This is a genomic window from Hymenobacter arcticus (assembly GCF_054779975.1).
The window spans coordinates 361114-387598 of record NZ_BAAGXF010000002.1 but is presented as its reverse complement, the minus strand read 5'-3'; the positions used below and the strand labels follow the sequence as shown (position 1 = coordinate 387598).

General features: G+C 62.1%; 28 protein-coding genes. 14 read left to right on the top strand and 14 right to left on the bottom strand.

Annotation, left to right across the window (positions count from 1 at the left end):
- The first annotated feature begins 16 nt into the window (after window positions 1–16).
- The 4 genes from ACYVGC_RS05200 to ACYVGC_RS05185 all read left to right on the top strand — a co-directional run bounded on the left by ACYVGC_RS05200 (window position 17) and on the right by ACYVGC_RS05185 (window position 4830).
- Window positions 17–925, top strand: coding sequence for a (Fe-S)-binding protein (locus ACYVGC_RS05200; protein ID WP_460582730.1), 909 nt, complete (start codon window positions 17–19; stop codon window positions 923–925).
- 220 nt (window positions 926–1145) lie between these two features.
- The gene (locus tag ACYVGC_RS05195; protein WP_460582729.1) at window positions 1146–1634 is read left to right on the top strand and encodes a hypothetical protein; all 489 of its coding nucleotides are present in this window, start codon (window positions 1146–1148) and stop codon (window positions 1632–1634) included.
- An 80-nt stretch (window positions 1635–1714) separates the two neighbouring features.
- On the top strand, window positions 1715–3661 hold the full coding sequence (locus tag ACYVGC_RS05190; RefSeq protein WP_460582728.1) for an OmpA family protein: 1947 nt from the start codon (window positions 1715–1717) through the stop codon (window positions 3659–3661).
- A gap of 149 nt (window positions 3662–3810) precedes the next feature.
- Complete coding sequence (locus ACYVGC_RS05185) at window positions 3811–4830, top strand: DUF4476 domain-containing protein (protein ID WP_460582727.1); 1020 nt, start codon at window positions 3811–3813, stop codon at window positions 4828–4830.
- A 106-nt stretch (window positions 4831–4936) separates the two neighbouring features.
- On the opposite strand, the gene ACYVGC_RS05180 is transcribed toward ACYVGC_RS05185, so the two are convergent.
- Window positions 4937–5413 (bottom strand): DUF4293 domain-containing protein, encoded by a 477-nt coding sequence (locus tag ACYVGC_RS05180; protein WP_460582726.1) that lies wholly within the window; start codon window positions 5411–5413, stop codon window positions 4937–4939.
- Between the two features lie 97 nt (window positions 5414–5510).
- On the opposite strand from ACYVGC_RS05180, the gene ACYVGC_RS05175 reads away from it, so the two are divergent.
- The 3 genes from ACYVGC_RS05175 (at window position 5511) to ACYVGC_RS05165 (ending at window position 8829) form a co-directional block, all read left to right on the top strand.
- Window positions 5511–6713: a thiolase family protein gene (locus ACYVGC_RS05175; protein ID WP_460582725.1), complete on the top strand. Its 1203-nt coding sequence runs from the start codon at window positions 5511–5513 to the stop codon at window positions 6711–6713.
- A gap of 90 nt (window positions 6714–6803) precedes the next feature.
- Window positions 6804–8081, top strand: coding sequence for a kynureninase (gene kynU / locus ACYVGC_RS05170; protein WP_460582724.1), 1278 nt, complete (start codon window positions 6804–6806; stop codon window positions 8079–8081).
- Window positions 8082–8163: 82 nt separating this feature from the next.
- Window positions 8164–8829 (top strand): hypothetical protein, encoded by a 666-nt coding sequence (locus tag ACYVGC_RS05165; RefSeq protein WP_460582723.1) that lies wholly within the window; start codon window positions 8164–8166, stop codon window positions 8827–8829.
- Window positions 8830–8918: 89 nt separating this feature from the next.
- Here ACYVGC_RS05165 and ACYVGC_RS05160 read toward each other — a convergent pair whose 3' ends face one another.
- The 4 genes from ACYVGC_RS05160 to ACYVGC_RS05145 form a co-directional block, all read right to left on the bottom strand.
- Window positions 8919–9581, bottom strand: coding sequence for a phosphatidylserine decarboxylase family protein (locus ACYVGC_RS05160; protein WP_283566838.1), 663 nt, complete (start codon window positions 9579–9581; stop codon window positions 8919–8921).
- A 270-nt stretch (window positions 9582–9851) separates the two neighbouring features.
- Window positions 9852–11141, bottom strand: a complete 1290-nt coding sequence (locus tag ACYVGC_RS05155; RefSeq protein WP_460582722.1) for a Glu/Leu/Phe/Val family dehydrogenase — start codon at window positions 11139–11141, stop codon at window positions 9852–9854.
- A gap of 179 nt (window positions 11142–11320) precedes the next feature.
- On the bottom strand, window positions 11321–12292 hold the full coding sequence (locus tag ACYVGC_RS05150) for a phosphatidate cytidylyltransferase (protein ID WP_460582721.1): 972 nt from the start codon (window positions 12290–12292) through the stop codon (window positions 11321–11323).
- 45 nt (window positions 12293–12337) lie between these two features.
- A complete protein-coding gene (locus tag ACYVGC_RS05145; protein WP_460582720.1) occupies window positions 12338–13276 on the bottom strand; it encodes a CPBP family intramembrane glutamic endopeptidase in 939 nt (312 codons plus the stop codon).
- 220 nt (window positions 13277–13496) lie between these two features.
- On the opposite strand from ACYVGC_RS05145, the gene dusB reads away from it, so the two are divergent.
- Entirely contained in the window at window positions 13497–14486 is a 990-nt protein-coding gene (dusB, locus tag ACYVGC_RS05140; RefSeq protein WP_460582719.1) for a tRNA dihydrouridine synthase, read from the top strand.
- Window positions 14487–14567: 81 nt separating this feature from the next.
- On the opposite strand, the gene ACYVGC_RS05135 is transcribed toward dusB, so the two are convergent.
- A complete protein-coding gene (locus ACYVGC_RS05135) occupies window positions 14568–15005 on the bottom strand; it encodes a DUF4174 domain-containing protein (protein ID WP_460582718.1) in 438 nt (145 codons plus the stop codon).
- Between the two features lie 146 nt (window positions 15006–15151).
- Here ACYVGC_RS05135 and gndA point away from each other — a divergent pair, with 146 nt between their 5' ends.
- The 3 genes from gndA to pgl are packed head-to-tail and all read left to right on the top strand — an operon-like array spanning window position 15152 to window position 18931.
- Complete coding sequence (gndA, locus tag ACYVGC_RS05130; protein WP_460582717.1) at window positions 15152–16678, top strand: NADP(+)-dependent, decarboxylating phosphogluconate dehydrogenase; 1527 nt, start codon at window positions 15152–15154, stop codon at window positions 16676–16678.
- Window positions 16679–18193 (top strand): glucose-6-phosphate dehydrogenase, encoded by a 1515-nt coding sequence (gene zwf, locus ACYVGC_RS05125; RefSeq protein WP_460582716.1) that lies wholly within the window; start codon window positions 16679–16681, stop codon window positions 18191–18193. It abuts the gene before it with no gap.
- 3 nt (window positions 18194–18196) lie between these two features.
- Complete coding sequence (gene pgl, locus ACYVGC_RS05120) at window positions 18197–18931, top strand: 6-phosphogluconolactonase (protein ID WP_460582715.1); 735 nt, start codon at window positions 18197–18199, stop codon at window positions 18929–18931.
- Between the two features lie 233 nt (window positions 18932–19164).
- Here the strand turns inward: pgl and rpiA are convergent, their stop codons facing one another.
- The gene (gene rpiA / locus ACYVGC_RS05115; RefSeq protein ID WP_460582714.1) at window positions 19165–19917 is read right to left on the bottom strand and encodes a ribose-5-phosphate isomerase A; all 753 of its coding nucleotides are present in this window, start codon (window positions 19915–19917) and stop codon (window positions 19165–19167) included.
- A gap of 107 nt (window positions 19918–20024) precedes the next feature.
- On the opposite strand from rpiA, the gene ACYVGC_RS05110 reads away from it, so the two are divergent.
- On the top strand, window positions 20025–21029 hold the full coding sequence (locus ACYVGC_RS05110; RefSeq protein WP_460582713.1) for a DMT family transporter: 1005 nt from the start codon (window positions 20025–20027) through the stop codon (window positions 21027–21029).
- A gap of 77 nt (window positions 21030–21106) precedes the next feature.
- Here the strand turns inward: ACYVGC_RS05110 and ACYVGC_RS05105 are convergent, their stop codons facing one another.
- The 7 genes from ACYVGC_RS05105 to ACYVGC_RS05075 form a co-directional block, all read right to left on the bottom strand.
- Window positions 21107–22066 (bottom strand): lipid A-modifier LpxR family protein, encoded by a 960-nt coding sequence (locus ACYVGC_RS05105; RefSeq protein WP_460582712.1) that lies wholly within the window; start codon window positions 22064–22066, stop codon window positions 21107–21109.
- Window positions 22067–22158: 92 nt separating this feature from the next.
- Entirely contained in the window at window positions 22159–22713 is a 555-nt protein-coding gene (locus tag ACYVGC_RS05100) for a transposase (RefSeq protein ID WP_460582711.1), read from the bottom strand.
- Window positions 22714–22751: 38 nt separating this feature from the next.
- Window positions 22752–23138, bottom strand: coding sequence for a helix-turn-helix domain-containing protein (locus ACYVGC_RS05095; protein ID WP_460582710.1), 387 nt, complete (start codon window positions 23136–23138; stop codon window positions 22752–22754).
- Between the two features lie 24 nt (window positions 23139–23162).
- Window positions 23163–23462 carry a hypothetical protein gene (locus ACYVGC_RS05090; RefSeq protein ID WP_460582709.1) on the bottom strand — a complete coding sequence of 100 codons (300 nt, stop codon included), beginning with the start codon at window positions 23460–23462 and terminating at the stop codon, window positions 23163–23165.
- Between the two features lie 167 nt (window positions 23463–23629).
- Window positions 23630–24511: a Rossmann-fold NAD(P)-binding domain-containing protein gene (locus ACYVGC_RS05085; protein ID WP_460582708.1), complete on the bottom strand. Its 882-nt coding sequence runs from the start codon at window positions 24509–24511 to the stop codon at window positions 23630–23632.
- 138 nt (window positions 24512–24649) lie between these two features.
- Window positions 24650–24862 carry a hypothetical protein gene (locus tag ACYVGC_RS05080; RefSeq protein WP_460582707.1) on the bottom strand — a complete coding sequence of 71 codons (213 nt, stop codon included), beginning with the start codon at window positions 24860–24862 and terminating at the stop codon, window positions 24650–24652.
- A complete protein-coding gene (locus ACYVGC_RS05075; RefSeq protein WP_460582706.1) occupies window positions 24859–25230 on the bottom strand; it encodes a hypothetical protein in 372 nt (123 codons plus the stop codon). The genes ACYVGC_RS05080 and ACYVGC_RS05075 overlap by 4 nt, the downstream gene beginning before the upstream one ends.
- Window positions 25231–25430: 200 nt before the next feature.
- On the opposite strand from ACYVGC_RS05075, the gene ACYVGC_RS05070 reads away from it, so the two are divergent.
- Both ACYVGC_RS05070 and ACYVGC_RS05065 read left to right on the top strand, forming a co-directional pair.
- On the top strand, window positions 25431–25727 hold the full coding sequence (locus tag ACYVGC_RS05070) for a hypothetical protein (RefSeq protein WP_460582705.1): 297 nt from the start codon (window positions 25431–25433) through the stop codon (window positions 25725–25727).
- Window positions 25699–26442, top strand: a complete 744-nt coding sequence (locus ACYVGC_RS05065; RefSeq protein WP_460582704.1) for an endonuclease/exonuclease/phosphatase family protein — start codon at window positions 25699–25701, stop codon at window positions 26440–26442. The genes ACYVGC_RS05070 and ACYVGC_RS05065 overlap by 29 nt, the downstream gene beginning before the upstream one ends.
- Window positions 26443–26485 lie beyond the last annotated feature (43 nt).

Here is a 26485-nt window from a genome sequence, read left to right as displayed (position 1 = left end):
TAGTATTCTTTTCGTTATGACTCCTACCTCCTCTCCCACCGCCCCCACCAAGCGCCAGCTTACCGTGCCCACCGTGGCCGACCTCGCGGCGCAGGGTAAAGTGCCCGAAATCCTGTTTTGGGTGGGCTGCGCCGGGGCGTTTGACGACCGCTACAAGCGCGTGACGCGCGCCTTTGCCCGCATTCTGGAGCACGTGGGCACCGACTACGCCGTGCTGGGCCTCGAAGAAAGCTGCACCGGCGACCCCGCCAAGCGCGCCGGCAACGAGTTTCTGTTTCAGATGCAGGCCATGCAAAACATCACCACGATGAACGGCTACGGCATCAAGAAAATCGTGACGGCCTGCCCGCATTGCTTCAACACCATCAAGAACGAGTACCCGGCACTGGGCGGTGAGTACGAGGTGATTCACCACAGCACGTACCTACAACAGCTTATTAATGAGGGCAAAGTAGCCGTGAGCGGCGGCGAAAGCTTTAAGGGTCGCCGCATTACTTTCCACGACAGCTGCTACCTAGGCCGCGCCAACAACATCTACGAAGCCCCGCGCGACGTGCTGGCCGCCCTCGACGCCGACCTCGTAGAAATGAAGCGTAGCAAGGCCAACGGCCTGTGCTGCGGCGCGGGCGGTGCCCAAATGTGGAAGGAGCCCGAGCCCGGCAAAAAGGACATCAACATCGAGCGCACCGAAGAAGCCCTGGCTACCCTCAGCGGCGCAGCCGCAGCGCTCGACAACCTGCGCGGCGTCGAAACCGAGCGCGCCGCCCCCAGCGAGCACAGCCTGCAAGGCGCCATCATCGCCGTAAGCTGCCCCTTCTGCATGACCATGATGAGCGATGGCGTAAAGAATAAGGAGCAAGAGGCTAACGTCCAGGTATTTGACCTGGCCGAACTCATTGCCAGCGCCGAAGGTATTAACCGCTAATCGCAGATTTTGCAGATTGGGCAGATTTCGCTGATTCGGATGGCGCGGTTTTGGGTGGGCGTTTGGTGGCTTTCGCTTGCGAAGGTTGCCAAGCGCCCCTTTTGCGGTTTCCACTTTTAAAAGTTAGTACTTTGCGCCAGAGCTGACCCAAAATTTGCTCCGCACTAACCCGCGCCATTTGAATCAGCGAAATCTGCCCAATCTGCAAAATCTGCGATTTATGTATGTAGCCTTTGACCACCTGCCGCCGCAGGCCCGCGTGTGGATTTACCAGGCCAGCCGGCCACTTGCGGAGGAGGAATTGATGGCGCTGCTGCCGCGGATGGCCGCTTTTGCCGAGGAGTGGACGAGCCACGGGCGGCAGTTGGCGGCCTCGGCGCAGTTTCTGCACCGACAGTTTTTGGTGATTGGGCTCGATGAGGCGGTGGCCGGGGCCAGCGGCTGCTCCATTGATGCCTCGGTGCGCTTTGTACAGGAGCTGGAGCAGCGGCTGGGCTTGACGCTGCTGGAAAAATCGCGCATGGCGTTTCTGGATAACGGGGTGCTGAGCCTGTTTACCAAGCGTGAGCTGCGCGCAGCCATTGCCGCCGGGCAGGTGCAGGCCGATACGCTGTACTTCAATAACACGCTGACTACCAAAGCTGAGCTAGACGAGCAGTGGCCGGCCCCAGCAAGTCAGACCTGGCTATCCGCCTATTTTGCCAGCTAGCTGAAGGCAAGGCACGAACGGGCCCGCCCAAACGGTTGTATTATTGTTTATTAAACCAATAGACTCGCTATTCCGGCTGCATGGCTTTCCCTACCCGCTCCTCGTCCCTCAGAAAACTAGTACTACTTGGGGCAGTTGGCCCGGCCGTGGCACTGAGCGGCTGCGCCAGCTCGGGCAAGCTGAGCAAGGCTGACAAGCGCTTTATGCGCGGCGAGTACGAGGCGGCCATCCCGCTCTACAAAGCCGACGCAACCAAAGGCAAAGGTGCGGCCATTGCCAACTACCGCATTGCGGAATCATACCGGCTATCCAACCGCATCGACCAGGCCCTGCCCTACTACCAGGCCGCTGTGGATGGCAACGCCCGCACCGCCGACCTCGGTTACCGCTACGCCGAGGCGCTGCAAGCCGCCGGCAAGTTTGACGAGGCTGCTACGCGCTTCACCACCTACGCCCAAAGCGGCACCAACCGCACCCTGGCCAGCCACGCCGAAGCCGCCGCCCGCAGCGCAACCGCCAGCAAAGCGCTGGCCGGTACGGCGGCCGCCTACGACGTAGCGCCGCTCGACGCGGTAAACTCGCCCAGCTCCGACTTTTCGGCGGCCCGCATGCCCAACAGCGGCGAGTTGGTGTTTGCCTCAGGGCGCGATGGCAAGCCTTATCCCGGCAACGGCGAGCGCTTCACGGCGCTCTACGCCCAGAAATTTGACGACGCGGCGGCCATGACCGGCGGCACGCCGCGCAAGCTGGAGCCGCTGTTCAACAACGAGAAGGAGCTGCAAGCCAGCGCCACCTACACGCCCGACGGCAAGACAATGGTGTTTGCCCGCTCGAACGACGGCTCGAAGAAAGGCTACCGCAGCGTCGATTTGTGGATTTCGTACTACCGCAACGGCGCGTGGGTGGAGCCGATACTGGCGAACATCAACGACCGCACGGCCGACGACTTTTCGCCGGTTTTTGCGCCCGATGGCACTACGCTTTACTTCGCCTCGGGGCGTAAGGGCGGGCAGGGCGGCAATGACCTGTACAAGGCCACGCTGGGCGCTAATGGCCGCTTTTCGCCGGCTGAAAACCTGGGCGAAACCATCAATTCGGTGGGCAACGACAACTTCCCCGGCGTATCGCCCGATGGCACGCTGTACTTCTCGTCGGATGGCCAGCCGGGCTTCGGTAAGCTCGATATTTTTCAGGTGAAAGGCGGCAAGCCCGTGAACCTGGGGGCGGGCATGAACACGGCGGCCGACGACTTCGCGCCCTTCTTTATCGCGCCGGGCGTGGGCGTGTTTTCCTCCAACCGCGAGGGGGGCAAAGGCTCCGACGACCTGTACACATTCAAGAAAAAAGCCCGTAAGACGGTTATTTTCTACGTCGATGGCACTGTGCTAGAGCGTGATGACAAAGCCAACACCACTGTGCCGGTAGCCAGCGAAACCGTGACCATCACCAGCGGTAGCGGCCAGAAGCAGGATGTGCTTTCCGGCCCGGATGGCAAGTTCTCGGCCAAGCTCGACTCGGCTCAGACCTACGCACTCTTCGCCGACCGCAACAACGACTTCACGGCCCGCGCCAGCCTGAGCACCGTGGGCCGCTACCCCAACCAGGAAACCCTGACGCAGCCACAGACTGACATCCGGCTACCCGTAACGCTGACGCTCAATAAGATAGTAGTGAACCGCGCTATCGAGGTGAAAGACATTTTCTACGACTACGACAAGTTTAACATCCGCCCCGACGCCGCCGTGCGCCTCGATACGCTGGTGCAAACCTTGCAGGACAACCCCAAAATCAACATTGAGCTCAGCTCGCACACCGACCAGCGCGGCAAAGACGCCTACAACCTCAAGCTGAGCCAGCAGCGGGCCGAAGCCGCCGTGGCCTACATCGTGAGCAAGGGCGTTGACAAGCGCCGCATCACGGCCCGCGGCTACGGCGAAACCCGGCCCATCGTGAAAAACGCGAAGACGGAAGCTGAGTACCAGCGCAACCGCCGCACCGAGTTTAAGGTAACACGGATAGATAAGTAATTGTCAACGAGATATTTACATTAGCGCTCTGCATTTTAGCCGGCAGTCAAGAAGCCCCCGCCAAGCGGGGGCTTTTTTGTTGGCACGGCGTTTGGATTTGGATAGGAGAAGCCGGTAAAATTTCTTGCTGGCTCCTTGGTGCTCCGGTTATGAAAAGGCTTTTTACATTGGCGGTGGCCGCCCTCCTGGCAGCGGTGGCCGTAGTACCAGCGATAGCCGCGCCCCCGGCCAACCTCACCATCACGGCTGAGCGGGGCCAGCCCTTCAGCCTGGTGCTTGATGGGCGGCTACTAACCCGGCCCGTGGCTCGCCAGGTGCACGTAGGCCTGCTGGCGCCCGGCCGGCACTGGGCTGAGTTTAGCGTACCCACCGGCTACGGCCCGCCGCTGCGCTTCCGCACCAGCGTGTGGCTGCAACCCGGCCTCGAAACCGACTATGTCCTTATAATGCGCCCCTACGGCCCGCAGCTGCGGCAGGTGGGCGTGCTGCCGCTGGGTGGCCCCGGCTCCTACGGCCAGGGCGGCGCTCCCTACGGCAATGCACCAGGCGGCTACTATGGCCAGGGCCAGCAGCCAGTTCCGAACCAGGGTGGCTACGATAACGGCCCCGGCTACGACCCACGAAACGCCCCTGGCAACGGGCCGGGCGGCTACAACCAACCCACTCCCACCTACCCCGGCGGGCAGCCGGGCGGCTACAACCAGCCGGCCCCCACATACCCCGGTAACGGGCAGCCCAACGGCGGCTACAACGTGCCCGCCAACCCAACGCCGGGCTACCCCGGTGGCTATGGCAATGCACCGGGCGGGTACCCAAATCCGGGCCCTGGCAACGGTGGCGGTTACTATCCCGGCTCCAGCACAACTACCAACCTGCGGCCCCTCGACCCAGGCGAGGCCGCCGACCTAGCCCAGGACCTGCGCCAGCGGCCCACCGAGGCCGAGCGCCTGCGCACTGCCACCGAAGCCTTGGCCCAGAGCAGCTTACGTACCGAAGAGCTAACCGAACTACTCCAAACTTTCACCCACGATGAGTCGCGCATTGAGCTAGCCCGCTTTGGGTACGCTCACTTGAGCGACCCCCAGAATTTCAGCCGCGTGTATGGCGCGCTGCAATCTGAGTCCAGCGTGCGCGCCTTGCAGCAAGCGGTGGGCTTACCCCAGAACTAACCAGACTACCCCGCTCTTTCCAACCTAAAACACCCCCACGCAAAAGCCCCGGCCGCCAAGTTGGCAGCCGGGGCTTTTCATTTTTACGGTATCGTTACGTTTTAACCTACCGCAGGCGGTCGTAGCTATTGCGCACCATTTTCTCGTCGCTGCGAATGAAGCGATTAGCTAACAAATTCAGCATCAAAGCGATAGTGGGTAGGTAGAAAGCGGGTTGAAAAGCACCCTCCAGCTTGGGGTTGAGCAGCGCCTCACCTTTGTTGGAAAAGTAGAATTGCAGCCCAAACGTGGCCATGATGAAGAGCAGGTTGAGCATACCTAGCTTGAGCTGCCCCATGCGGTTGCGGAACAGAAAAATCTCACGAGCGGCCGTTACGGCCGAGGCAATGGCGCAGGACGCAATGAGGAAGATGGGGCCCAGGCCCTTGGGTTCGGGCATGCCGGTGGCGGTGAAGCCGAAGGCCGTGAGGGTTAATTCCTGGTGGGTGAGGCCGTCTACTTTGTGCCAGAGCGGCAGGGCCAGCATGCTGAGCATGGCCAATGCCAGCAGCAGCAAAAAAACGCTTTGAATTCTTTGTATCATCTTTGCGGTTGTGGAAAAGCCTCGCGCCAGTGCGCGTTGCCAGGCCAAAATTAGCCCTCAACCGGCGGACTCGCTTCGCCCCAACGATACTACTGGAATGCCCAATGTGTATATCGTGGATGCCGTGCGCACCCCGATTGGAAAATTTGGCGGCGCGCTCAGCAGCGTTCGCCCCGACGACCTGGCCGCCCTCGTACTGCGCGAGCTGTTGCGCCGCAACCCCAGCCTCGACAAAAGCGCCGTAGAAGACGTGATAATGGGCGCGGCCAACCAATCGGGCGAAGACAATCGCAACGTGGCCCGCATGGCGGGCCTGCTGGCCGGCCTCCCCGTTACGGTGCCCGGCAATACCGTCAATCGCTTGTGCGCCAGTGGCTTGCAAAGTATCATGGATGCGTTTCGGGCCATTAAGTGCGGCGAGGGCGACGTGTACCTGGCTGGCGGCGCCGAGAGCATGACCCGCGCCCCGTTTGTGATGGCGAAGTCGTCGACGGCCTTTGCCCGCGACTTTATGGCCCACGATACCACCCTGGGCTGGCGCTTTGTGAACCCCCGCCTGGCCAAAGAGCACTACCCCTATACCATGGGCGACACGGCCGAGAACGTGGCCAAAAAGTACGGCATCACCCGCGAGGAGCAGGATGCCTTCGCCTTTGAAAGCCAGCGCAAGTACCACCGCGCCGCCGAAAAAGGTCGTTTCCGCAAGGAACTGGTACCCGTATTTTTGCCCCAGCCCAAGGGCGATACGGCGCTGTTTGACACCGATGAGCAGCCCCGCATTTCGACCCTTGAAAAGCTGGCCACCCTCAAGCCAGCTTTCCAGCCCGAAGGCGGCACCGTGACGGCGGGCAACTCGGCGGGTATCAACGACGGCGCGGCCGCCGCCCTACTGGTGAGCGACGACGCTCTGGCGCGCTACAACCTCAAGCCGCTAGCCCGCATCATCTCGTCGGCCGTGGCGGGTGTTGACCCCGCCATCATGGGTATGGGCCCGGTGCCGGCCATTCACAAGGCACTGGCCCGCGCTGGCCTCACCCTGGCCGACATGGACTTGATGGAGATAAACGAGGCGTTTGCTTCGCAAAGCATCGCCGTTATCCGCGAGCTGGGAGCTGATATGAGCAAAATCAACGTCAACGGCGGCTCCATTGCCATGGGCCACCCGCTGGGCTCCAGCGGCGCGCGCATTATTGCCACGCTGGTGCACGAGATGCAGCGCCGCGAGGGCGTGCGCTACGGCCTCGCCGCCATGTGCGTGGGCGTGGGCCAAGGCATTGCTATGGTTATCGAAAAAATGTAGCAGTAGCGTGGACTCTGCGAGTCCGCGCGTTGAACGAACCAGAACGACTCACGCGCGGACTCGCAGAGTCCACGCTACCTCCCCACCCGCATGACCTACGACGCTTCCCCCGCCTTTGCCGCCGCCCAGGACGCGGCCGACCCGCTGGCCACCTTCCGGCAGGAATTTCACATTCCGCCCGGCCCCGATGGCCAGCCGACCGCTTACTTCTGCGGCAACTCGCTGGGCCTGCTGCCCCGCGCCGCCCGCGCCGCCGTGGAGGCCGAGTTCAAGTCGTGGGAAACGCAGGCCGTGGAAGGCCACTTTCACGGTGAGTCACCCTGGATGTTTTACCAAGACACCCTGGCCGAGTCGGCCGCCCGCATCGTGGGCGCGCTACCCTTGGAAGTGGTGATAATGAATACGTTAACGGTAAACCTGCACTTGCTGCTGGTGTCGTTTTACCAGCCCACCACCACCCGCTACAAGGTGCTTATGGAAGGCGGGGCCTTTCCCTCCGACCAATACGCGCTCGAAAGCCAGGCCCGCCTGCACGGCCTCGACCCTGCCGACGCCATTGTGGAAATAACGCCCCGCCCCGGCGAGCACACCCTGCGCACCGAGGATATTGAGGCCAAAATCGCGGAGCTGGGCGACTCGCTGGCCACCGTTATTTTCGGGGGCATCAATTACTACACGGGGCAGGTGTTTGATATGGCGGCCATCACGCGGGCCGGGCACGCGGTGGGGGCCAAGGTGGGTTTCGACCTGGCGCACGCGGCTGGTAATGTGGTACTTAGCTTGCATGACTGGGACGTGGACTTTGCCTGCTGGTGCACCTATAAGTACCTCAACTCGGGGCCGGGCGGCACGTCGGGCGTGTTTATCCACGAGCGTTTTGCGCACCAGCCCGACTTACTGCGCCTGGCCGGCTGGTGGGGCCACGACCCCCAGGAGCGCTTCCAGATGAAACCGGGCTTCCGGCCGTCGCCGGGAGCCTCGGGCTGGCAGCTTTCGTGCGGGCAGGTGCTGCCCATGGCCGTGCACCGCGCCAACCTGGAGCTGTTTGACCAGGCCGGCGGGGTGGCTACACTGCGCACTAAGAGCGAAAAGCTCACCGGCTACCTAGAATACCTTATCAATCAGCTGCAACTACCCAAGACGAAGCTGGAGATAATCACGCCCACCGACCCGGCCCAGCGCGGCGGCCAGCTGTCGGTGCTGGTGCACGAGCGCGGCCGCGAGCTATTCGATTTCCTGGCTGCCCGCGGCATCATCGCCGACTGGCGCGAGCCCAACGTCATTCGCCTCGCACCCGTACCACTCTACAACTCGTTTGCAGATGTGCAGCGGGCGGGTGCGGCTCTAGCTCAATTTTACAGTGAATAGTGAGCAGTGAGCAATTGAGTGGATAAGCCGTTAGCGCATCTTTCTCAATTGCTCATTACTCACTGCTCATTGCTCATTACCTATGGAAGACTACGCGGCCAAAATGGCCCTCAAGCCCGATGCGGCGCTGCGCGAATACGTGACTGGCCACGCCCAGTATCGCGAAGAAGCCGTGCTGGCGGCCCTCAACGAGCTGCGCCAGCGCGGCCAGCCCGCGCCCGAAGATGCCACCCTGCGCCCTCAGCTGGAGGCCGTGATGCAAAAGGCCCAGGCCGATGCTGACGCGCTGGCCGCCGAAGCCCCCGAGACTGATGTGGCCGACTTACCGCGCCTCTACTCACCGGCGGGCATTGTGGTGGTTTCGGCTACTATTTCGGTGGTGGCGGGCGCTATCTTATTGGCTCTCAACTTATATCGACTTAAGAAGGGCAGCACGATTATCAAGCTGGCGGCTTTCGTAATTGCCTATATTTTGGGCGAAGTATTAGTCCTGAAATGGCTGGTGGCGCAGCACTTATTCACCCCATTCACGGGGGTTTTACTTGATTTGCCGATTATTATCGCCTACGTATGGTGGTTTTGGCCCAATTACGTGGGCACCTACCAGTTCCAGCCGCGCAACTGGCTGGTGGTGCTTGGCGTTTGCTTGTTGCTTAAATTAGGATTATCTTATATACTGCTGCACAACCCCGCTACCGCTCCGATGATAAAGCAACAGCTGGAGCAAATGCAGCTACCGCAACGCTAGCCCTGTTTTGTCACTACAAAAAGGCCAGCTTTCTCTAGTAGAAAGCTGGCCTTTTTCATATAAATGCCTTATTGGAAATTTGGCTTCGCTTAGCCCACCAACTGGCAAATGACAGTTTCGCCGCCCTTTACTTTCTGGCCCAGCTCCACCTTAATCTCAGCATCGAGCGGCACGAAAATATCGACCCGCGAGCCGAACTTAATAAAGCCAAACTCCTCACCCTGACTTACTTCGTCGCCCTCATTCACGTACCACACAATGCGGCGGGCCATGGCCCCGGCAATCTGACGAAAGAGCACCAGCGGGCCGGCGTCGCTTTCGACCACTACCGTAGTGCGCTCGTTTTGGGTGCTGCTTTTGGGGTGCCAGGCCACCAGGTATTGGCCGGGATGGTACTTAAAATACTTGACAATGCCCGAAACCGGGTTGCGGGTGATGTGCACATTGATGGGCGACATGAACACGCTGATTTGGCGGCGCGCATCTTCAAAATACTCCCCCTCATATACTTCCTCAATCACTACTACTTTGCCATCGGCGGGGGCCAGCAGCAGGTCTTCGTGGGTGAGTAGCCGCCGGAATGGCGAGCGGAAGAACTGAAGCAGCATTAGAAACGCCACGACCGAGGCGCCCGCAAAAATGCGGTTGAATACCACGTTGGGCCCGTTGTAGCGGTTTAGCAAGAGGTTGAGGGCCAGCAGCACTAGCAGCGTCACGAACAGGATGCGCCGACCTTCTTTATGTATCTTAATCACAGATTTAAACGGATTTAACGGATTTCGCAGCTACGCGGGCTGCCTGGCTTTTTTGGCGAAGGAAGTTGGTTTTGGAGAAACGTGGGCTGGCCATAAAAGATTTAGCAAGCCGCGCTTCATTCCCCAAAAGTAGAAAAGCGCCGGCCAACCGACCCGCGCCTTTCAGTATTTTAACCAATGCGTAACGAAACAAGCGAATAAACGAACCAAGCCAGGTAGCCCGCGCAACAGGCGTAGCTGCGAAATCCTTTTGAATCCGCGGTGGGTTTAGTAGCCGCCGCGGTACTTGTAGGTTTGGGCTACTTTGTCGATGGCTACCACGTAGGCGGCGATGCGCAGCGAGATATTGTACTTCACGCTCACGGCGTACACCTTTTCGAAGGCATCAGTCATGATGCGGTCGGCGCGCTCGGTCACCATGTCGAGGCTCCATTTGAAGCCCTGCTTGTTTTGCACCCACTCGAAGTAGCTCACCGTTACCCCGCCCGAATTGGCGAGGATATCGGGCACTACCGAAATGCCTTTTTCGTAAATAATGGGGTCGGCCGAAGCCGAAGTGGGGCCGTTGGCACCCTCCACGATGAGCTTAGCCTGAATAAAAGGAGCGTTGTGCTCGGTAATTACGTCCTCCACGGCGGCGGGCACAATCACGTCCACGGCCGAGGTCAGCAGCTTGCTGGGGTCCATGGGCGTGGCACCTTCGAAGCCTTCGAGGCGGCCGCCGTGGGCGTTTTTGTACGCAATAGCCTCGTCGATGTTGATGCCGTTGTCGTTCCAGTAAGCACCCGAGATATCAGATACCCCCTTGATGGTCAAGCCTTTGTCAAACATCAGCTTGGCCGTCCACGAACCTACGTTGCCGAAGCCCTGGATGGCCACCGAAGTCTCTTCGATTTTCATTTCCAGCTTATTCATGGCGGCTAAGCAGGATACCATTACGCCGCGGCCGGTGGCCTCGGTGCGGCCCAGCGAGCCACCCATTACCAGTGGCTTGCCAGTTACCACGGCCGAAGCGGTTTGGCCTACCGTCTTCGAAAATTCGTCCATTATCCAAGCCATTTCGCGCGGGCCGGTACCCATATCGGGGGCCGGAATGTCGCGGTCGGGGCCAAATACGTCCTTCATGGCCACGGTGTAGGCGCGGGTGAGGCGCTCTAGCTCGCCCACGCTCATGGTGGTGGGGTCGCAGATGATGCCGCCCTTGGCCCCGCCGTAGGGGATGTCTACCACGGCGCACTTCCAGGTCATCCAGGCGGCGAGGGCTTTTACCTCGTCGAGGCTCACGTTTTTATCGTAGCGGATGCCGCCCTTGCTAGGGCCCAGAATGGTGTTGTGCACCACGCGGTAGCCTTCGAAGACGCGCACCTTGCCATCGTCCATCGACACGGGCATGTGCACAATAACCTGCTTGTCGGCCGCCTTGAGCACTTCGTAGGTGGCGTTGTCGAGCCCCAGGATTTCGGCCGCCACATTGAAGCGCGACATCATGGACTCAAGCGGATTTTCGGTGTTGCCAACCTGCGGGGCCGGCTCTTTATACACAGTGGTGGGTGCCATCTGAGAAGGTAAAAAGTGAGGGGGTGGGTGGGAAGGGGAAGAATGCGTGTGCTTACGAAAAAGCGCCGCAAAGGTAACTGTAGAATGGAGTGGTACTCCGTTCGTCATTCGCACGGGAATGGAGTACCACCGCGTTCGTCGCTCGCACGGGAACGGAGTACCACTCCGTTTTACATCGCTCACCCAAACAGCACTTGCAGCAGCGCCAGCACCGGCAGCACCAGCAAAAAGGCGTCGAAGCGGTCGAGCAGACCGCCGTGACCGGGCAGGAAGGTACCCGAGTCCTTCACGCCCGCGCTGCGCTTGAGCATCGACTCGGCCAGGTCGCCGAGTGGGCCGAACACGGCCACCACACCCGCCGCTACCAGCCGGTGGCTCAGCGGAATATCGGGTAAAAAGTAGCCCGCCGCCCAGCCCGTGGCTAGCGTGAGCGCCGCGCCGCCGGCCCAGCCCTCCCAGGTTTTGGCGGGCGAAATGCTGGGGGCCAGCTTATGCTTGCCAAAGTTTTTGCCGGCGAAATAGGCCCCGGTATCGGCCGCCCAGATGAAGAGGATGAGGAGGAAGACGCGGCCGGGAGAATACTGAGATTCACCGTTAGAGTAAATCCCACCCTGAAAACGGTTGGCAATGCTAGCTAGCAGACTCATGGGTACGCTAACATACATAATCCCGATTAGCGTGACAGCCACATTTATAAATGGTTGCTGCTCAGAAGGCCAACGTATAATTCCTCTTACAATTAGGCCGACAAATAAGACGACACCAAATACTGGCCAGAAATGCGCCAAAACCCACGAGAGGGCAATATCAGTTGAGCTAAGGGGGCCTGGGACTTCATCCAGACGCGGATAAACTGTTAATCCATTGCCTGAAAGTGTGGTATAGACACAATAGACAAACAACAGTGTGCCTGCCACAATACCAACCCAAAATGCTGGTTTATAGCCACTTGCCCGCATTATCCGGTAAAACTCCTTCAGTATCACAGCCTGCACGGCGGCAAAGAACAACGCGAACGAGATGGGCCCGCCGAAGGTGCAGCTGATGAGCAGCGCCGCCGCCAGGGTGGCCCAGATAACACGCAGGCGCAGGTTGCTGGGGCCTTTGGGCTGGTCGGCGGGGGCGGGTGAGAGCGTAGCGTCGGGATTCAAATTGGGCAGAAGATAGGTGGAGAAAGGCAGGCAGATGAGGCGGGGCTATGCGCGGGCAGGCAGCTCAGGGCGCGCGGCCCAGCGCTGATGCAGCCAGGTGAGCAGCCCCGCCGTGAGCACTGCCGATAGCAGGACGGCCGCCCAGGGCAACGGTTGCGTGGAGTCGGGGTCGAGGGAGGTGGGCAGCTGCTTGCCCTGGGCCAAGTATAAGAGTATCAGCTGGAAGGCATTTTGAGTGAAGTGCGCGGCCATCGACACCAGGATGTTGCCGCTCCACTCGTACAAGTAGCCCAGCACCAGCCCCAGCACGAAGCGCGGCACAAACCCGAAAAACTGCACGTGAATGGCCGAAAAAATGGCCGCCGCCAGCCAAATACCCACGTGCCGCGACCCAAACCACTGCACCAGGCAGCGCTGCACCCCGCCCCGAAACACCAACTCCTCGGCGACGGCCGGCACAATGGCAATAACCACGAGGCCCACCAGCAGCCGGCCGGGCGTGTTAAAATCGGTGAGAAACTTGGTGAGGCCAGCGGCCTGGTCCTCCTTCTCGCGCGACCACAGCTCGAAATCGTGCAGAAAAGCCGGGAAATGCGCGCCCGCATTCCAGGCCACCAGCGCCGATAAAAACGGGACCGAGCAGATAATTACCAGTCCCGCCGCCACCGGCCACCACGCTGCCCCCAGCCGGCGCGGCGCGAAGTAGCTGCCTACCGACTGCCCCAGCAGGCGCGGCAGCAGCAGTGCCCCCGCCCCAATGCCGGCCAGCGACAGGCCCTGGTAGAGCATCAGGATAGCCCAGCCGTTGGGCACCCCCTGGGGCGCGGCAGCCAGCGCGCCAAACTGCGCCATGGAGATGCCATAGCACACGTTGGCCAGCACCAGGGCCAGCAGGCTGGCCAGGCACAGCCCCGCCACCGCCAGCCCCAGCAACATCAGAAGCTGCACGGCGGGGTGCACGGCGCGGGGTACTAAACCTTTCATAAGGGTGGAGGTGTTCAAGGGGGCGTAAATTTGCGTAAGAAATTCTCGGTGGCGGCCAGCAGGGAAATGTTAGCCCAACCAAGAACGTCATGCTGAGCTTGCCGAAGCATCTCTACCACGCCGGTGGAGTTACCAATCTAAGCGGCGTGGTAGAGATGCTTCGGCAAGCTCAGCATGACGTTACTTCTTCCTCCCTCAACGCTAAATAGCCTCTATCCTCGTGGTCCATATCCGTAATATCCAGCTGCCCGACTTCCCGCTGCTCCTCGCCCCAATGGAGGACGTGAGCGACCCGCCCTTCCGGGCCGTGTGCAAGGCCAACGGGGCCGACCTCATGTACACCGAGTTCATTTCGAGCGAGGGCCTGATACGGGCGGCCGCCAAGAGCCGGCAGAAGCTAGATGTATTTGACTATGAGCGCCCTATCGGTATTCAGCTCTTCGGCTCCGATGTGGACACGATGGGCGAGTGCGCGGCCATCAGCACCGAGGCGGGGCCCGACCTTATCGACATCAACTACGGCTGCCCGGTGAAGCAGGTGGCGCTGCGCGGCGCGGGCGCGGCCCTGCTGCGCGACATTCCGAAGATGGTGGCCATGACGGCTGCCGTGGTGCGCAACACCCACCTGCCCGTGACCGTGAAAACCCGCCTCGGCTGGGACACCGACACCCAAAACGTGGAGGAAGTAGCCGAACGCCTGCAAGACGTTGGTATTGAGGCACTTACGGTACACGGCCGTACCCGCGTGCAGCTCTACAAAGGCGAGGCCGACTGGCGGCTCATCGCCAAAATAAAGGAGAACCCGCGCATTAAAATCCCGATTTTCGGCAACGGCGACATCGACTCGCCCGAAAAAGCGGTGGACTATAAAAACCGCTATGGCGTAGACGGCGTGATGATTGGCCGCGCGGCCATCGGCTACCCTTGGATTTTCCGGGAGGTAAAGCACTACGCCCTCACCGGTGAAAAATTAGCGCCGCCCACCCTGGAGGAGCGCATTGCCATGTGCAAAATGCACTTCGACAAGAGCCTGGAGTGGAAAGGCCCCAAGGCCGGCATCTTCGAGATGCGCCGCCACTACGCTCACTATTTCAGGGGGTTAGAAGGTGCCAAGCAGTGGCGCACCCGCCTGGTCGATGCTGATTTTAGCGAGGAAGTGTACGCTATTTTGGAAGAGATTGCGGCCAGTGACGCGGTGCTGGTAGGTTAGCGATGTAAAACGGAGTGGCACTCCGTTGGGCGTCTGGATTGCCGCACGCCTTCCAGATGCCCAACGGAGTGCCAATCCGTTTTACATTTTTCGCATTTCCTGGCGGCGCATGGGCATTTTATCAACCGTACCAAAAAAATCGGCGGCGGGCAAGGGCTTATTGCTGGTGCGCTTCATGCCACCGTCCTTACCCACTAGCACTACTACAAAACCGCTGAGCGGCTGGCCCAGCTGTTGCGTCCAGCACTGGCGGTCGGCGGGCGAAAGCTGGTCGTAGGGTACTTCCAGTACTTGGAAATCGCGGTCGGCCAGGCCTTTAGCGGCGCTGGCCAGCAGCTTTTTTTGGGCTTGAAAATCGGCCGCGCTGGCCGTGGGCGCGCCAATGAGCAGCAGGCGGTGCTGCCAGCGGCTGGCCCGCAGCGTGGCGGCCAGGCCGGGCGGAGTGGTGGGCTGAGCCGCCAGCAGGGGTAGTAAAAACAGCGCGGCCAAGCCGCCTGCTATCCAATGGGTAACCGCCATTTGCAAACCTAGTAAGGTGAATGTTGCTTACGCAAGCTGGGCTGTTGGCGGCTACTGGGCGGCTTCACGGGCCGCTCATAGGGCAGCCTGCCGGGCTTTTTCGCGTATAGCTTTCCTTTGCGCTTTCACTCCTATTCCTTCGCACGATGAGCGACACCCCCACGGACTACGCATTCGGCATGATTGGCCTCGGCACGATGGGCCGCAACCTGCTGCTAAATATGGCTGACCACGGCTTTGCCGTGGCCGGCTACGACAAAAACCAGAAGCAGGTGGACCTGCTGGGCCAGGAAGGCCAAGACAAGCCCGTGAAGGGCTTTACCGACGCGGCGGCCTTTGTGCAAAGCATCAAAACGCCCCGCGCCATTATGATGCTGGTGCCCGCCGGGGCCATCGTGGACAGCGTAATTGCCGATATGGTGCCGCTGCTCGCCCCCGGCGATATTCTGATTGACGGCGGCAACTCGCACTTCACCGATACCGAGCGCCGGGCCAAAGACCTGGAAACGAAAGGTTTCCACTTTTTCGGCATGGGCGTGAGCGGGGGCGAGGAAGGCGCCCGCTTTGGCCCCAGCATGATGCCCGGCGGCGACGCCGAGGCCTACAAAACCATGCAGCCGGTGTTCGAAGCCATTGCCGCTAAGGTAGATGGCGCGCCCTGCGTGGCCTACATGGGCCCCGGCGCGGCCGGCCACTTCGTGAAAATGGTGCACAACGGCATCGAATATGGCCTGATGGAGCTGATTGCCGAAACCTACGGCATCCTGAAAAATGGCCTGGGTATGGACAACGCCGCTATCGGCCAGGTGTTTACCCAGTGGAACGAGGGCCGCTTACAGTCCTTTTTGCTCGACATTACCAAGGATATTTTCGCCTTCGACGCGCCCGATACCGACCACCTGCTGCTCGACGACATCAAGGACGAGGCCCGCGCCAAGGGCACCGGCAAGTGGACCTCGCAAGTGGCCATGGACTTGCAGGCGCCCATCCCGACCATCGACGCGGCCGTGTCGATGCGCGACTTGTCGAAGTACAAGCAGTTGCGCGAGCAGCTGGCCCAGCAGTACGGTGCCGCCGAGCACCTGAAGGGTAATAAAGACGAGCTGCTCAAGCAGTTGGAGCAGGCCTTCTACTTCAGCATGATAATGAGCTACGCTCAGGGCATGCACATGCTGGCCAAGGCGTCGGAGGAGTTTAAGTACGATTTGCAGCTGGCTACCATTGCCAAAATCTGGCGCGGCGGCTGCATTATCCGCTCCACGTTTTTGAACGATATCTTCAACGCCTTTGAGGGTGATAACAAGCTGGCACACTTACTCTTAGATAAGAAAGTGCAAAAGTTGGTGCAAGGCAGCGCGGGCGGCGCCCGGGCCATTGTGGCGGCGGCCGTTACGGCGGGCCAGGCCCTGCCGGCCTACACGGCGTCGCTGGGCTATTTCGATGCCTTCCGCACGGCGCGGCTGCCCTCGAACCTCATTCAGGCGCAGCGCGACTACTTTGGGGCGCACACCTACGAACTCATTGGTAAAGAAGGTGTTTTCCATACCCAATGGACAGGCTTACGCGCCAAAGCGGAGGAGCCCGCCGGCCATACCGCCAACGAAAAGCCCACCACGCCGCCTGTGCCCAGCACCAAGGAGTCGGGCCAGGAAACCACTAACCCGAAGCTGTAGATGAACGCGCTTTTGAAAACCCAGCCGACGGTATTCGTCATCTTCGGCGGCACTGGCGACCTGAATGCCCGCAAGCTGGCCCCGGCCCTCTACAACCTCTACCTGGAGGGCTGGCTGCCCGAGCACTTTGCCTTTATTGGCACGGGCCGCACCAAGCTCACCGACGACGACTTCCGCGAGCGGATGCTTAAGGATATCAACGAGTTCTCGCGCAGCGGCAAGGTGACGGAGGAGCAGTGGCAGGGCTTCGCGCCCAACATCTACTACCAGGTTTCCGACGTGCAGGACGCCAAGACCTATAAGGATTTCGGCAAGAAGATAAAGGCGCTGGAAGGCGACTGGAAGGCCCCCGCCAACGTGCTCTACTACCTGGCGGTAGCCCCCAATTTCTTCCCCATCATCGCCGAAAATCTGGCTAAGGCCGGCCTGACCGAGGATACCGAGCGCACGCGCATCGTGATTGAGAAGCCGTTTGGCCACGATTTGGCTTCGGCCAAGGAGCTGAATGCGCTGCTAGGCCGCATCTTTCAGGAAAAGCAGATTTACCGCATCGACCACTACCTGGGCAAGGAAACGGTGCAGAACATCATGGCCTTCCGCTTTGCGAACGCCATTATGGAGCCGCTCTGGAACCGCAACAGCATAGAGCACGTGCAGATTTCGGTGACCGAGCAGTTGGGCGTGGGCGAGCGTACGGGTTACTACGATGGCTCAGGCGCGTTGCGCGACATGATTCAGAACCACCTGCTGCAACTGCTGTGCATTGTGGCCATGGAGCCGCCGGTGAGCTTTTCGGCCGAGGAAGTGCGCAACCGCAAGGTGGACGTGCTGCGCGCCATGCGCCGCTTTACGCCCGATACCGTGCGCGAGCAGGCCGTGCGCGGCCAGTACGCCAGCGGCTGGATGGAAGGCCAGCAGGTGCCCGGCTACCGCGAGGAGCCCGGCGCCAACCCCGCGTCGAACACCGAAACTTTCGCCGCGGTGAAGTTTTTTGTGGACAACTGGCGCTGGCAGGGCGTGCCGTTTTACCTGCGCACCGGCAAGCGGCTGCACCGCTCGGCCTCGGTCATCACCATCCAGTTTAAGGACGTGCCGCACCTGATTTTTTCGCCCGAAACGGCCGAAACTATGCGGCAGAACCGGCTGGTTATCAGCATTCAGCCCGAGATGAGCATTCGGCTGCAAGTGCAGGCCAAGCGCCCCGGCGTAGACATGATGCTAAACACCGTGGACATGGTGTTTGACTACAAAGGCACCTACAAGAGCGAGGCCCCCGAGGCCTACGAAACGCTGCTGCTCGACGTGATGCTGGGCGACCAGACGCTGTTTATGCGCGGCGACCAGGTGGAGGAAGCCTGGGATTTGGTGATGCCCATTCTGACCTCGTGGCAGAATCGCACCAGCCAGAATTTCCCCAACTACTCGGCCGACTCGTGGGGCCCCGAAGATGCCGAAGCCCTCGTGGCCAAGGACGGCTTTCACTGGTTTACGCTGCCGCTCAACGGCAAGAAATAGCCCATGACTTTGCACGTATTTCCAACCGCCGACGCCACTTTAGAGGCGTTGGCGGCCTATTTTGTAACAGCGGCGGCGCAGGCTGTGGCCGCGCACGACCGGTTTACGGTGGCACTGTCGGGCGGCAGCTCGCCCAAGAAACTGTACGAGCTGCTGGCCTCCGACGCCTACCGTGGGCAGGTAGCTTGGGAGAAGGTGTACTTCTTCTTCGGCGACGAGCGCAACGTGCCCCAGACCTCGCCCGACAGCAATTACCTGATGGCCAAGAAGGCCCTGTTTGACCCGCTGGGCATTCGCCCGGCCCAGGTATTTGCCGTGGACACGCGCCTGGCCCCGGCCGAGGCCGCCGCGCAGTACGGCGTGGCGGTGGAGGAGTTTTTTCAGGAAAATCCCGCGCACTTCGACCTCATTTTGCTAGGTTTGGGCGATAACGCGCACACGGCCTCGCTCTTCCCCAACACACCCGTGCTGCACGATAAAGCCGTGGGCGTGAAAGATGTATGGCTACCGATAGAGCAGGTATTCCGCATCACGTTTACCGCACCGCTTATCAACCAGGCGCGGGCGGTAGCCTTCCTCGTGTACGGGGCCGGCAAGGCCGAAGCCGTGGCTCAGGTGCTGGGCTCGGAGCAAAACATCGAGCAGTACCCAGCCCAATTGATTGCGCCAGCCAGCGGCCCAGCCGACTGGTTTCTGGACGAAGCCGCCGCCGGCGAACTCGCCCAGAAGGGCGAGTAGCCAGCTTGGCCAATCGGTAACAAGAAGGCCGCGCTACCCATTGGGTAGCGCGGCCTTCTTAATTTATACAAGCCGTCTGTCATTGCGAGCGCAACGCAGTGGAGCGCGGCAATCGCACCTGCACGATACCCACACGACAATGTTCTGATGCGATTGTCGCGCTCCACTGCGTTGCGCTCGCAATGACAGACGATTTACGTAATTTTAATTATAATTAATTTAAAATCAACCATTTATGGCAAGTCCATGAACTCGCTGGCGGGGCGGGCGGCCGCGCCCGGCTTGAGCAGCATGGGCTGCCCATTTTGGATAACCACAGCGGCCTTGGCCAAGCCAATGAACAGGCCGTGCTCCACGATACCGGGAATGGTTTTGAGTTGCACGGCTAGGCGCTCGGCATCCGGTATCTGGCCGAAGTGGCAATCAACCAAGAAGTTGCGCTGGTCAGAATACACGGGCGCGGCGGGGTTGGCCTTGTCCATGCGCAACTCGGGGGCACCGCCCAGCGCGGCTACCGCATCCAGCACCCAGGGCAGGGCAAAGGGCACCACTTCGAGCGGCAGCGGGAAGCGGCCCAGCACCGGCACCACCTTCGACGAATCGGCGATAACGAGCAGGTAGTCAGCGGCTGTTTCAATCGTTTTTTCGCGCAGCAGCGCCCCGCCGCCGCCCTTGATGAGGCGCAGCTGACCATCGAGCTCGTCGGCCCCATCCACGGCCAGGTCGAAGCGCAGGCCGCGGCGCGGCTCCAGCAGCGGAATGCCTACCTGCCGCGCCAGCGCCTCACTGGCCAGCGACGTGGCCGTGCCCTGCACCTTTAGCCCCGCCTGCACGAGCGCGCCGAGCTGGATAATGAATTGGGCCGACGTGGTGCCCGTGCCCAGGCCCAGCACCATGCCCTCGCGCACCCAGCGCACGGCGGCAGCGGCAGCCTGCTGCTTTTCAAGTTCTTGGGTGGTGGGGGCGAGCGGCGGGGTGGCGGGCATGGCGCGGGAAGGTGGGTGAGGAAGGACGAGCTTAATTTTCCCCAAAGAAACGGCGGCCGGCCGCTAGCCGCCCCGCCCGCCGCAGCCGGGCAGCGTAATTTTGCCCGATGTCCGCGTTGCCCCTGCCTCCTCCCCCCTCTCCCACCCCGACCCTGGATGAGCTGGCCCCGCCCGCCGTGGCTGCCGCGCCCGAGGTGGTGCCCACCCCGGCCAGCCCGGCGCCCTCGGCCGTGGCGTGGGGGCTGCTGCTGGTACTCTCGCTCATCTGGGGTACGTCGTTCATCCTGATGAAGAAGGGGTTAGTGGTGTTTTCGGCGATGGAGCTGGGCGCCACGCGGGTGAGCGTGGCGGCGCTGCTGCTGCTGCCGTTTGCGGTGCGCGAGGTGGGGCGCGTCGAGCGCAGCCGGCTCAAGTGGCTGGCGCTCAGCGGCACGGTGGGCACGCTTATTCCGGCGTTTTTATTTGCCTACGCCGAAACGCGGCTGGCCTCGGGGCTGGCGGGCGTGCTCAACGCGCTCACGGCGGTGTTTGTGCTGCTGCTGGGCGCGCTGCTGTTTGGGCAGCGCCTCACGGGGCTGCGCGTGCTGGGCATTGCGCTGGGTTTGCTGGGCACGGTGGTGCTGATGCTGCTGGGCGGCAGCGGCGGCGACGCGGCTACTCCGGCCGGCGGCGCGGGCAGCGCCTGGTACGGCCTGTACATTGTGGTGGCTACTATCGGCTACGGCCTGAGCGTGAACGTGATAAAGCACCGCCTGCACGCCCTCACGCCCATCGCCGTGACGTCGCTGCTGCTGTTAATTATCGGGGGGCCGGCGCTGGCCTACCTGCTGCTGGGCACGGGCTTCGTGCACAAGCTGACTACCGTGCCGGGCGCGTGGCCGGCCTTTGGCTACATTGTGCTGCTGGCTACCATGAGCACGGCCGTGGCCACGGTGCTGTTCAATATGCTCATTCAGCGCTCCACGGCGCTGTTTGCCTCGTCCAGCACCTACCTCATTCCGCTGGTGGCCCTGGCCTGGGGCGCGCTCGACGGCGAGGCCTTCAACCTGTGGCACGCGGCGGGCATGGCTATCATCCTGGCCGGGGTAGCCATCATCCACCGGGCTAGATAATTGTGAATGAGTGAATTAGAAGTAGGCCAGGACGTTTTATTCATTCACAACTCACTCATTCACAACTCACTCATTAATTAAAAAGCCCGCGCCAGCCCCACCGTGCCCCAGCGGTGCCGGCGGCCCCCGGCGAACTCCGGCCCTACGTAAGTGGCGGTAGCCGTGAAGCTCAGGCCGTTGTGCGCCACTACCAGGCTGCCGGTACCGTGCACCACTCCACGGCGTATTTGACTGTCTTTCAACACGTACGGGCTGCTGCGGTTGAGCAGGCCGCCTTGCAGTGAGGCATCGTAGCCCACCAGATACTCCGTAACCGTGCACTCGGCGTACACCTGCCAGGGGCGCAGGCCGGCGCGGCTGCGGGGGCCGGCCGTGCCGAGGCTGGCAAAGTAGGGGTCGAAGAGGCCGGCGCGCAGGCGCAGCCCGGCCGCGGCGTAGGTGCGCAGGGTGCTGAGCGAGGCGTCGGCGGTACCGATGAGGGCGGCCACGCGGCCGGCGGCCAGCAGCTGCTTTTCGTAAGTGGCGCGGTAGCCCACCACGGCATCGGAGCGAATCTGGTAGCCCCAGCCCTGCGGCAGGTCGTAGTGCGTGAGCTCGTGCAGCTTGGTTTGAATGTACTTGCCCCCGGCGGCCGGGCCGATGTAGCCCAGCTCCAGCGCCGTAGTGAGGCGCTGCTTTGTAATCGATTGGTTACTGACCCGGTACATCGACACGTAGAAGTACGCCGAGTAGGGCCGGTCGCCCACCCGAATGCGCTTGTCCACGATGCTGAGGGGCGTGTACCCGTCGTAGCGCAGGGCCAGGCCGTGGTAGCGTGTGCTGCGGGCGGGGCCCTTGGGCAACAGGTAGTTGGCGGGCGAGCGGGCCAGCCCGGGGCTCACCCAATCGAGGGTAATACCCTGGGTGAAGTAATAATCAGTGCCGAAGAAAAAGTCGTTGGCGTAGGTGGCGGCCAGGCGGCGGTCGGGGCTGAGGGGGCGCAGGCTATCGGGCGGGGTGGGCAGCAGGGCCAGTAGCAGCAGTAGGGGGGAAGCCATCGCTAGCACCTACGAAATTTCGGCCAACTAAATCGCGCTGTATGTTTTGGTTGAGCAGATTTGTTCAACGGGAAACGGAGTACCACTCCGTTTTACAGCCCGTAGGGCCACTCCTGAAACCGCTGAGGCAGGCCCGCCTGCCGGGCCTGCCCGCGCACGTAGGCCAGCACGCGCGCCAGCTCGGCGGCATCGGCTACGGGCAGGTCGTGCCAGCCGGGCTGCCAAAACGGGGCTTCGGGCGGCAGCTTGGGGCGCACGAGGCGGCGGCAGGCGGCAGCCGTGCGCTGGTGCAGCAGGTCGAGGGCTTTGGCCAAGGCCAGGCCGCTGCGGGCGGGCAGGTGCAGCACCAGGTGAGCATGGCTGGGCATAATGGCGAAGCCGAGCACCACAAAGCCGGTTTCTTCGAGCATCATGATTTCGCCGGCCAGCGCTTCGGCCAGCTTTTCATTTTCAAAATACTGCGGGCCACTGGCCGCGCGGTCGAGAGCGGCGTCGAACTTAGCAAAGAAGGCTTTTTGGGCGCGGTGGTGGTCGAGGCCGGCGGCCTGAGCCTGGCGCAGGTCGGTAGCCAGTGCGCGGGTGGCGGCGGCCGTCAGGGTGCCGGGCAGGCGCAGGGTGATGAGCACGGTTTCGCCGGGTGGCAGCATGGGCGGGCGCGTTGGGCCGGCAAGATATCTGGCGCAGACTAGATTTTGGAGGGTGCCGCGCCGTAGAGCTTCTTGAAAGCGAAGGAGAAGTGCGACAAGTCCTCAAAGCCCACGTCGAGGTACACCTCCGACGGCGTTTTGCCCTGCTCCTTCAGCAAATAATGCGCTTCCTGCAAGCGCCGCCGCACCAGCCAGCGGCTGGGCGAGAGCCGAAACAACCGCTCAAAATCGCGCTTGAACGTGGCCAGGCTGCGGCCGGTGAGGTAGGCAAACCGGCTGAGGGCCACGTTAAACTGAAAATTCTTCTCCATAAACGCGGCCAAGTCGATTTTGCCGGGCTCGGTGAAGTCGAAGAGCACGGCTTGCAGTTCGGGGTTGGTTTGCAGCAGCAGCAGCAGCGCTTCACGCACCTTCAGGGTCAGCAAGGCTTCATGGCCGGGCTGCGCCAACTACTCGTAGGGCTGCAAGGAGGCCAGGTAGCTGCGGTACAGCGCGTTGGGCGCGAGTGGCAGCACGGCATTGCCCGCCAGCGGGGGGGTAGGCGGGTAGCCGTAGGTGAGGCTAAAGGCGCGCAGCGTGGCCTGGTCAAACGACACGGAGAGCGACTTGAACTCGCCGGTTTCGGCCGGCTGCTTGTTGAATTTGATGAGGTGGTTGCGCTTCAACAAGTGGAACGACCCGGCCGGCAGCGCGTAGGCGCGGGCTCCATCGTCGAGCAGCAGCGTGCCCGCCATCTGGCAGCTGAACACGTGCTCGGGAATGAACTGCTCGCCCGCCCGGCTGTGGCTGGCGTAGCAGGAATAGAGAATGCGGGGCCGTGCCGGGGCTTCCTACTGACTGAACATAGGCCTGAATGTAGCGCCAAACCGGCCGGGCACCGCCCAGGCACCCGGCCAGCCCGGTAGTATTGCCCTAGCTAACGCTTGGTAATGTACGCTTGGCCAAACTCCGTTTCCAGGAAGTTGGTGGCCTCGTCGTGGTCAGTAGAAATGCTCACGGCGCGCCACGCTGCCAGCTCGGCGTGCTTGGCGGCTTCGGCAAACTCGGTGATGGCCACGGCTTCGCTGCCCAGCAGCAGGTGCACGGGCGGCGCGGGGCTGTCGATGAGACTAATCAGCACCTGCGCCGCCTTTGCGGGGTCGCCCATCGGCACGAAGCTGCCGCTTTGGAACATGGCCACGCGGGGCGCTACCGTGGTTTCGTAGCCCTCGACTGCGGGGGCATAGGTCATCGAGTCGCCGGCCCAGTCGGTGCGGAAGCCGCCCGGCTCCACGCACGTTACCCGAATGCCGAGCGGAGCCACCTCACCGGCCAGCGCCTCGCTAAAGCCACCTAGCCCAAACTTGGCGGCCTGGTAAATGCTCACGCCGGGGTTGCCCACGCGCCCGCCCATCGAGCTGATTTGCAGGATGTGGCCGCTGCGCTGCCGGCGCAACTGCGGCAGCACGGCCCGCGTCACGGCGATGGGCGCGTAGAGGTTGACCTCCAGCTGGCTGCGCACCTGCTCGTCGGTATACGCCTCGGCCGCGCCCGTGATGCCAAAGCCGGCGTTGTTCACCACCACGTCGAGGCGGCCGAAGTGGGCCACGGCGGCGGCCACGGCCGCCGTTATCTGCTTGCTATCAGTTACATCCAGCGCGAGGGGCAAGATGCGGTCGCCATACTCGGCCGCGAGGTCGGCGAGCTGCTCGGGGCGGCGGGCGGTGGCGGCCACGCGGTGGCCGTGGGCGAGCACGGCGGTAGTCAGGCTGCGGCCCAGGCCCCGCGAGCTACCGGTAATAAACCATATTTTATCCATGACTTTGAGAGGGTTAAGTTCCTGACAAAGGTCTGGGCAGCTGAGGTGGGGGGCTTTGCTGCAAAGCTCAAGTTTACTTTGTTGAAAAGCTCATGCACCGCTCGGGCTAGCACCCGCTATTAGTAGCTTAAGTCTACACTACCGCCGCCGCAGCTGCCGCAGCCGAAGCCCCTGCGCTACCCGCACGCCGATGAGCAGTGCCAGCAGCCCCGGCAGCAGCAGCAGCAGCACCCAGGTATTGGCCTCATTATAAGAAGTATGGGTGAGGTTGGCCAGGTTCACCATAAAATCGACGCAGTACCAATAGGCCACCTGCGCGCAGGTGGCCGCCACATGCAGGAGTAGCTTCATAGCCGGGGGGCCTTGCGCAGGCGGCGAATGGTGCGCGCATTGCGCACTGCCCCGTAGGTGAGCCAGCCCAGCAGCAGCGGCAGCAGGCCCAGGTACACCACCACATTGGTAGCCACGTACCAGCCGCGCCCGCCAGCGGCCAGGCTGCGCACGGTGGCCTCGTACACTGGCCGCAGCTGAAAATAGGCCCGGCTAGTAGCCCGTGTAGCATGGGTGCAGTGGTGCAACGCGCAGTAGCGTGTGCAGTAGCTCGCTACATGAGCGCGGCTAGCCGGGTGAGGCGCGTGAGAATTGACCCAGTAGCCAAAACCCAGCGGCAGCAAAGCCAGCACCAGGGTCAACAGCAACGGGCGAGCGGCGGGCAGCATAGCCTCGTAAAGCTACGCGCAGCAGTCTGGGTAGGCCAAGCGGCAGTAGCACGGCCGGGTATGGGGCGCAATAGCATGGTAGGGCATGCGGCGCAGTTTTTCACTGAAAAGCGACACCGGGTAGCGCGTAGAAGTACCCCGAATTACCCCAGCTGCCCACGCCCGGCAACGCGGCCCCGCAGCAGCCGTTTGCCTGGGCTATGGCTTTACTGCTGCGCTTTTTTCGCTACCTGCTGGCGGCCCTGGGTGGGCTGGCCCTGCTGCTCACGCTGCTTTCGATGCTGCCCACCTACGTGTGGTGGGTGCAGGCGCTGGGCTTCCCGCGGCTACAGCTGCTGGGGGTACTCGGGCTGGCGGTGGGCGGGCTGCTGGCGCTGGGCTGGCCGCAGCACCCACGCCGGCTACGTCTGGGGACTGCTGACCGGCGCGCTGGCTATAGTATTGCAGACCACTTACTTGTGGCCCTACTTGCCCTTCGCGCCCAAGGCTGTGGCTGATGCCACCCCCGCCCAGGTAGCGGCGGCGCCGTCCCACGTGCGGGTATTGGTTATCAATGTGTTAATTAAAAACCGGCAGGATGCCCGCCTGCGCCAGCTGGTGCAGGATACCCACCCCGATGTGCTGCTGGCCCTGGAGCCCGACGACTGGTGGGCCCGCGCCCTGCGCCCGCTGCAAGCTGCTTACCCCTACCGCATCGAGCTGCCCCGCGCCAATGCCTACGGCCTGATACTGTACTCGCGCCTGCCCCTGCTGCACCCCCACACCCAGGATTTGGAGCAGCCGGGCGTGCCCTCCATTATCACGGGCATGCGTCTGGCCGACGGACGCACGTTCACGTTTTTCGACATTCACCCCACGCCGCCCATCCCCGACAACTACCCCGACGGCGTGGGCCTGCGCAACGTAGTGCTGCAAAAAGTGGCCCGCCTGCTGCGCCAAACGCCCGGCCCCACCGTAGTGGCGGGCGATTTTAACGACGTGCCGTGGTCGAGCACTACCCACCAGCTCGTGGCGGGCGCGCAGGTGCACGATGTGCGCGTGGGGCGCGGCCTCTACCCCACGTTCAGCGCCCACCTGCCGCCACTGCTGCGCTGGCCGCTCGACCAGTTTTTCGTGACGCCGCAGTTTCGGGTCGTCTCACTGACGCGCCCGCCAGCCGTGGGCTCCGACCACTTCCCCATGCTGGTAGAGCTGGCGCTGGCGGCTGAGTAGCGCGGCTTAGCAGGCAGCGAAGAAAATCTACCAGATTAATTGC

Excerpts from the sequence above, each read along its gene's own strand:
- ACYVGC_RS05200 (WP_460582730.1), top strand. The coding sequence starts at position 17 with ATGACTCCTACCTCCTCTCCCACCGCCCCCACCAAGCGCCAGCTTACC.
- ACYVGC_RS05195 (WP_460582729.1), top strand. The coding sequence starts at position 1,146 with ATGTATGTAGCCTTTGACCACCTGCCGCCGCAGGCCCGCGTGTGGATT.
- ACYVGC_RS05190 (WP_460582728.1), top strand. The coding sequence starts at position 1,715 with ATGGCTTTCCCTACCCGCTCCTCGTCCCTCAGAAAACTAGTACTACTT.
- ACYVGC_RS05185 (WP_460582727.1), top strand. The coding sequence starts at position 3,811 with ATGAAAAGGCTTTTTACATTGGCGGTGGCCGCCCTCCTGGCAGCGGTG.
- ACYVGC_RS05180 (WP_460582726.1), bottom strand. The coding sequence starts at position 5,413 with ATGATACAAAGAATTCAAAGCGTTTTTTTGCTGCTGCTGGCATTGGCC.
- ACYVGC_RS05175 (WP_460582725.1), top strand. The coding sequence starts at position 5,511 with ATGCCCAATGTGTATATCGTGGATGCCGTGCGCACCCCGATTGGAAAA.
- kynU (WP_460582724.1), top strand. The coding sequence starts at position 6,804 with ATGACCTACGACGCTTCCCCCGCCTTTGCCGCCGCCCAGGACGCGGCC.
- ACYVGC_RS05165 (WP_460582723.1), top strand. The coding sequence starts at position 8,164 with ATGGAAGACTACGCGGCCAAAATGGCCCTCAAGCCCGATGCGGCGCTG.
- ACYVGC_RS05155 (WP_460582722.1), bottom strand. The coding sequence starts at position 11,141 with ATGGCACCCACCACTGTGTATAAAGAGCCGGCCCCGCAGGTTGGCAAC.
- ACYVGC_RS05145 (WP_460582720.1), bottom strand. The coding sequence starts at position 13,276 with ATGAAAGGTTTAGTACCCCGCGCCGTGCACCCCGCCGTGCAGCTTCTG.
- ACYVGC_RS05135 (WP_460582718.1), bottom strand. The coding sequence starts at position 15,005 with ATGGCGGTTACCCATTGGATAGCAGGCGGCTTGGCCGCGCTGTTTTTA.
- gndA (WP_460582717.1), top strand. The coding sequence starts at position 15,152 with ATGAGCGACACCCCCACGGACTACGCATTCGGCATGATTGGCCTCGGC.
- zwf (WP_460582716.1), top strand. The coding sequence starts at position 16,679 with ATGAACGCGCTTTTGAAAACCCAGCCGACGGTATTCGTCATCTTCGGC.
- pgl (WP_460582715.1), top strand. The coding sequence starts at position 18,197 with ATGACTTTGCACGTATTTCCAACCGCCGACGCCACTTTAGAGGCGTTG.
- rpiA (WP_460582714.1), bottom strand. The coding sequence starts at position 19,917 with ATGCCCGCCACCCCGCCGCTCGCCCCCACCACCCAAGAACTTGAAAAG.
- ACYVGC_RS05110 (WP_460582713.1), top strand. The coding sequence starts at position 20,025 with ATGTCCGCGTTGCCCCTGCCTCCTCCCCCCTCTCCCACCCCGACCCTG.
- ACYVGC_RS05105 (WP_460582712.1), bottom strand. The coding sequence starts at position 22,066 with ATGGCTTCCCCCCTACTGCTGCTACTGGCCCTGCTGCCCACCCCGCCC.
- ACYVGC_RS05100 (WP_460582711.1), bottom strand. The coding sequence starts at position 22,713 with ATGCTGCCACCCGGCGAAACCGTGCTCATCACCCTGCGCCTGCCCGGC.
- ACYVGC_RS05085 (WP_460582708.1), bottom strand. The coding sequence starts at position 24,511 with ATGGATAAAATATGGTTTATTACCGGTAGCTCGCGGGGCCTGGGCCGC.
- ACYVGC_RS05080 (WP_460582707.1), bottom strand. The coding sequence starts at position 24,862 with ATGAAGCTACTCCTGCATGTGGCGGCCACCTGCGCGCAGGTGGCCTAT.
- ACYVGC_RS05075 (WP_460582706.1), bottom strand. The coding sequence starts at position 25,230 with ATGCTGCCCGCCGCTCGCCCGTTGCTGTTGACCCTGGTGCTGGCTTTG.
- ACYVGC_RS05070 (WP_460582705.1), top strand. The coding sequence starts at position 25,431 with ATGGCTTTACTGCTGCGCTTTTTTCGCTACCTGCTGGCGGCCCTGGGT.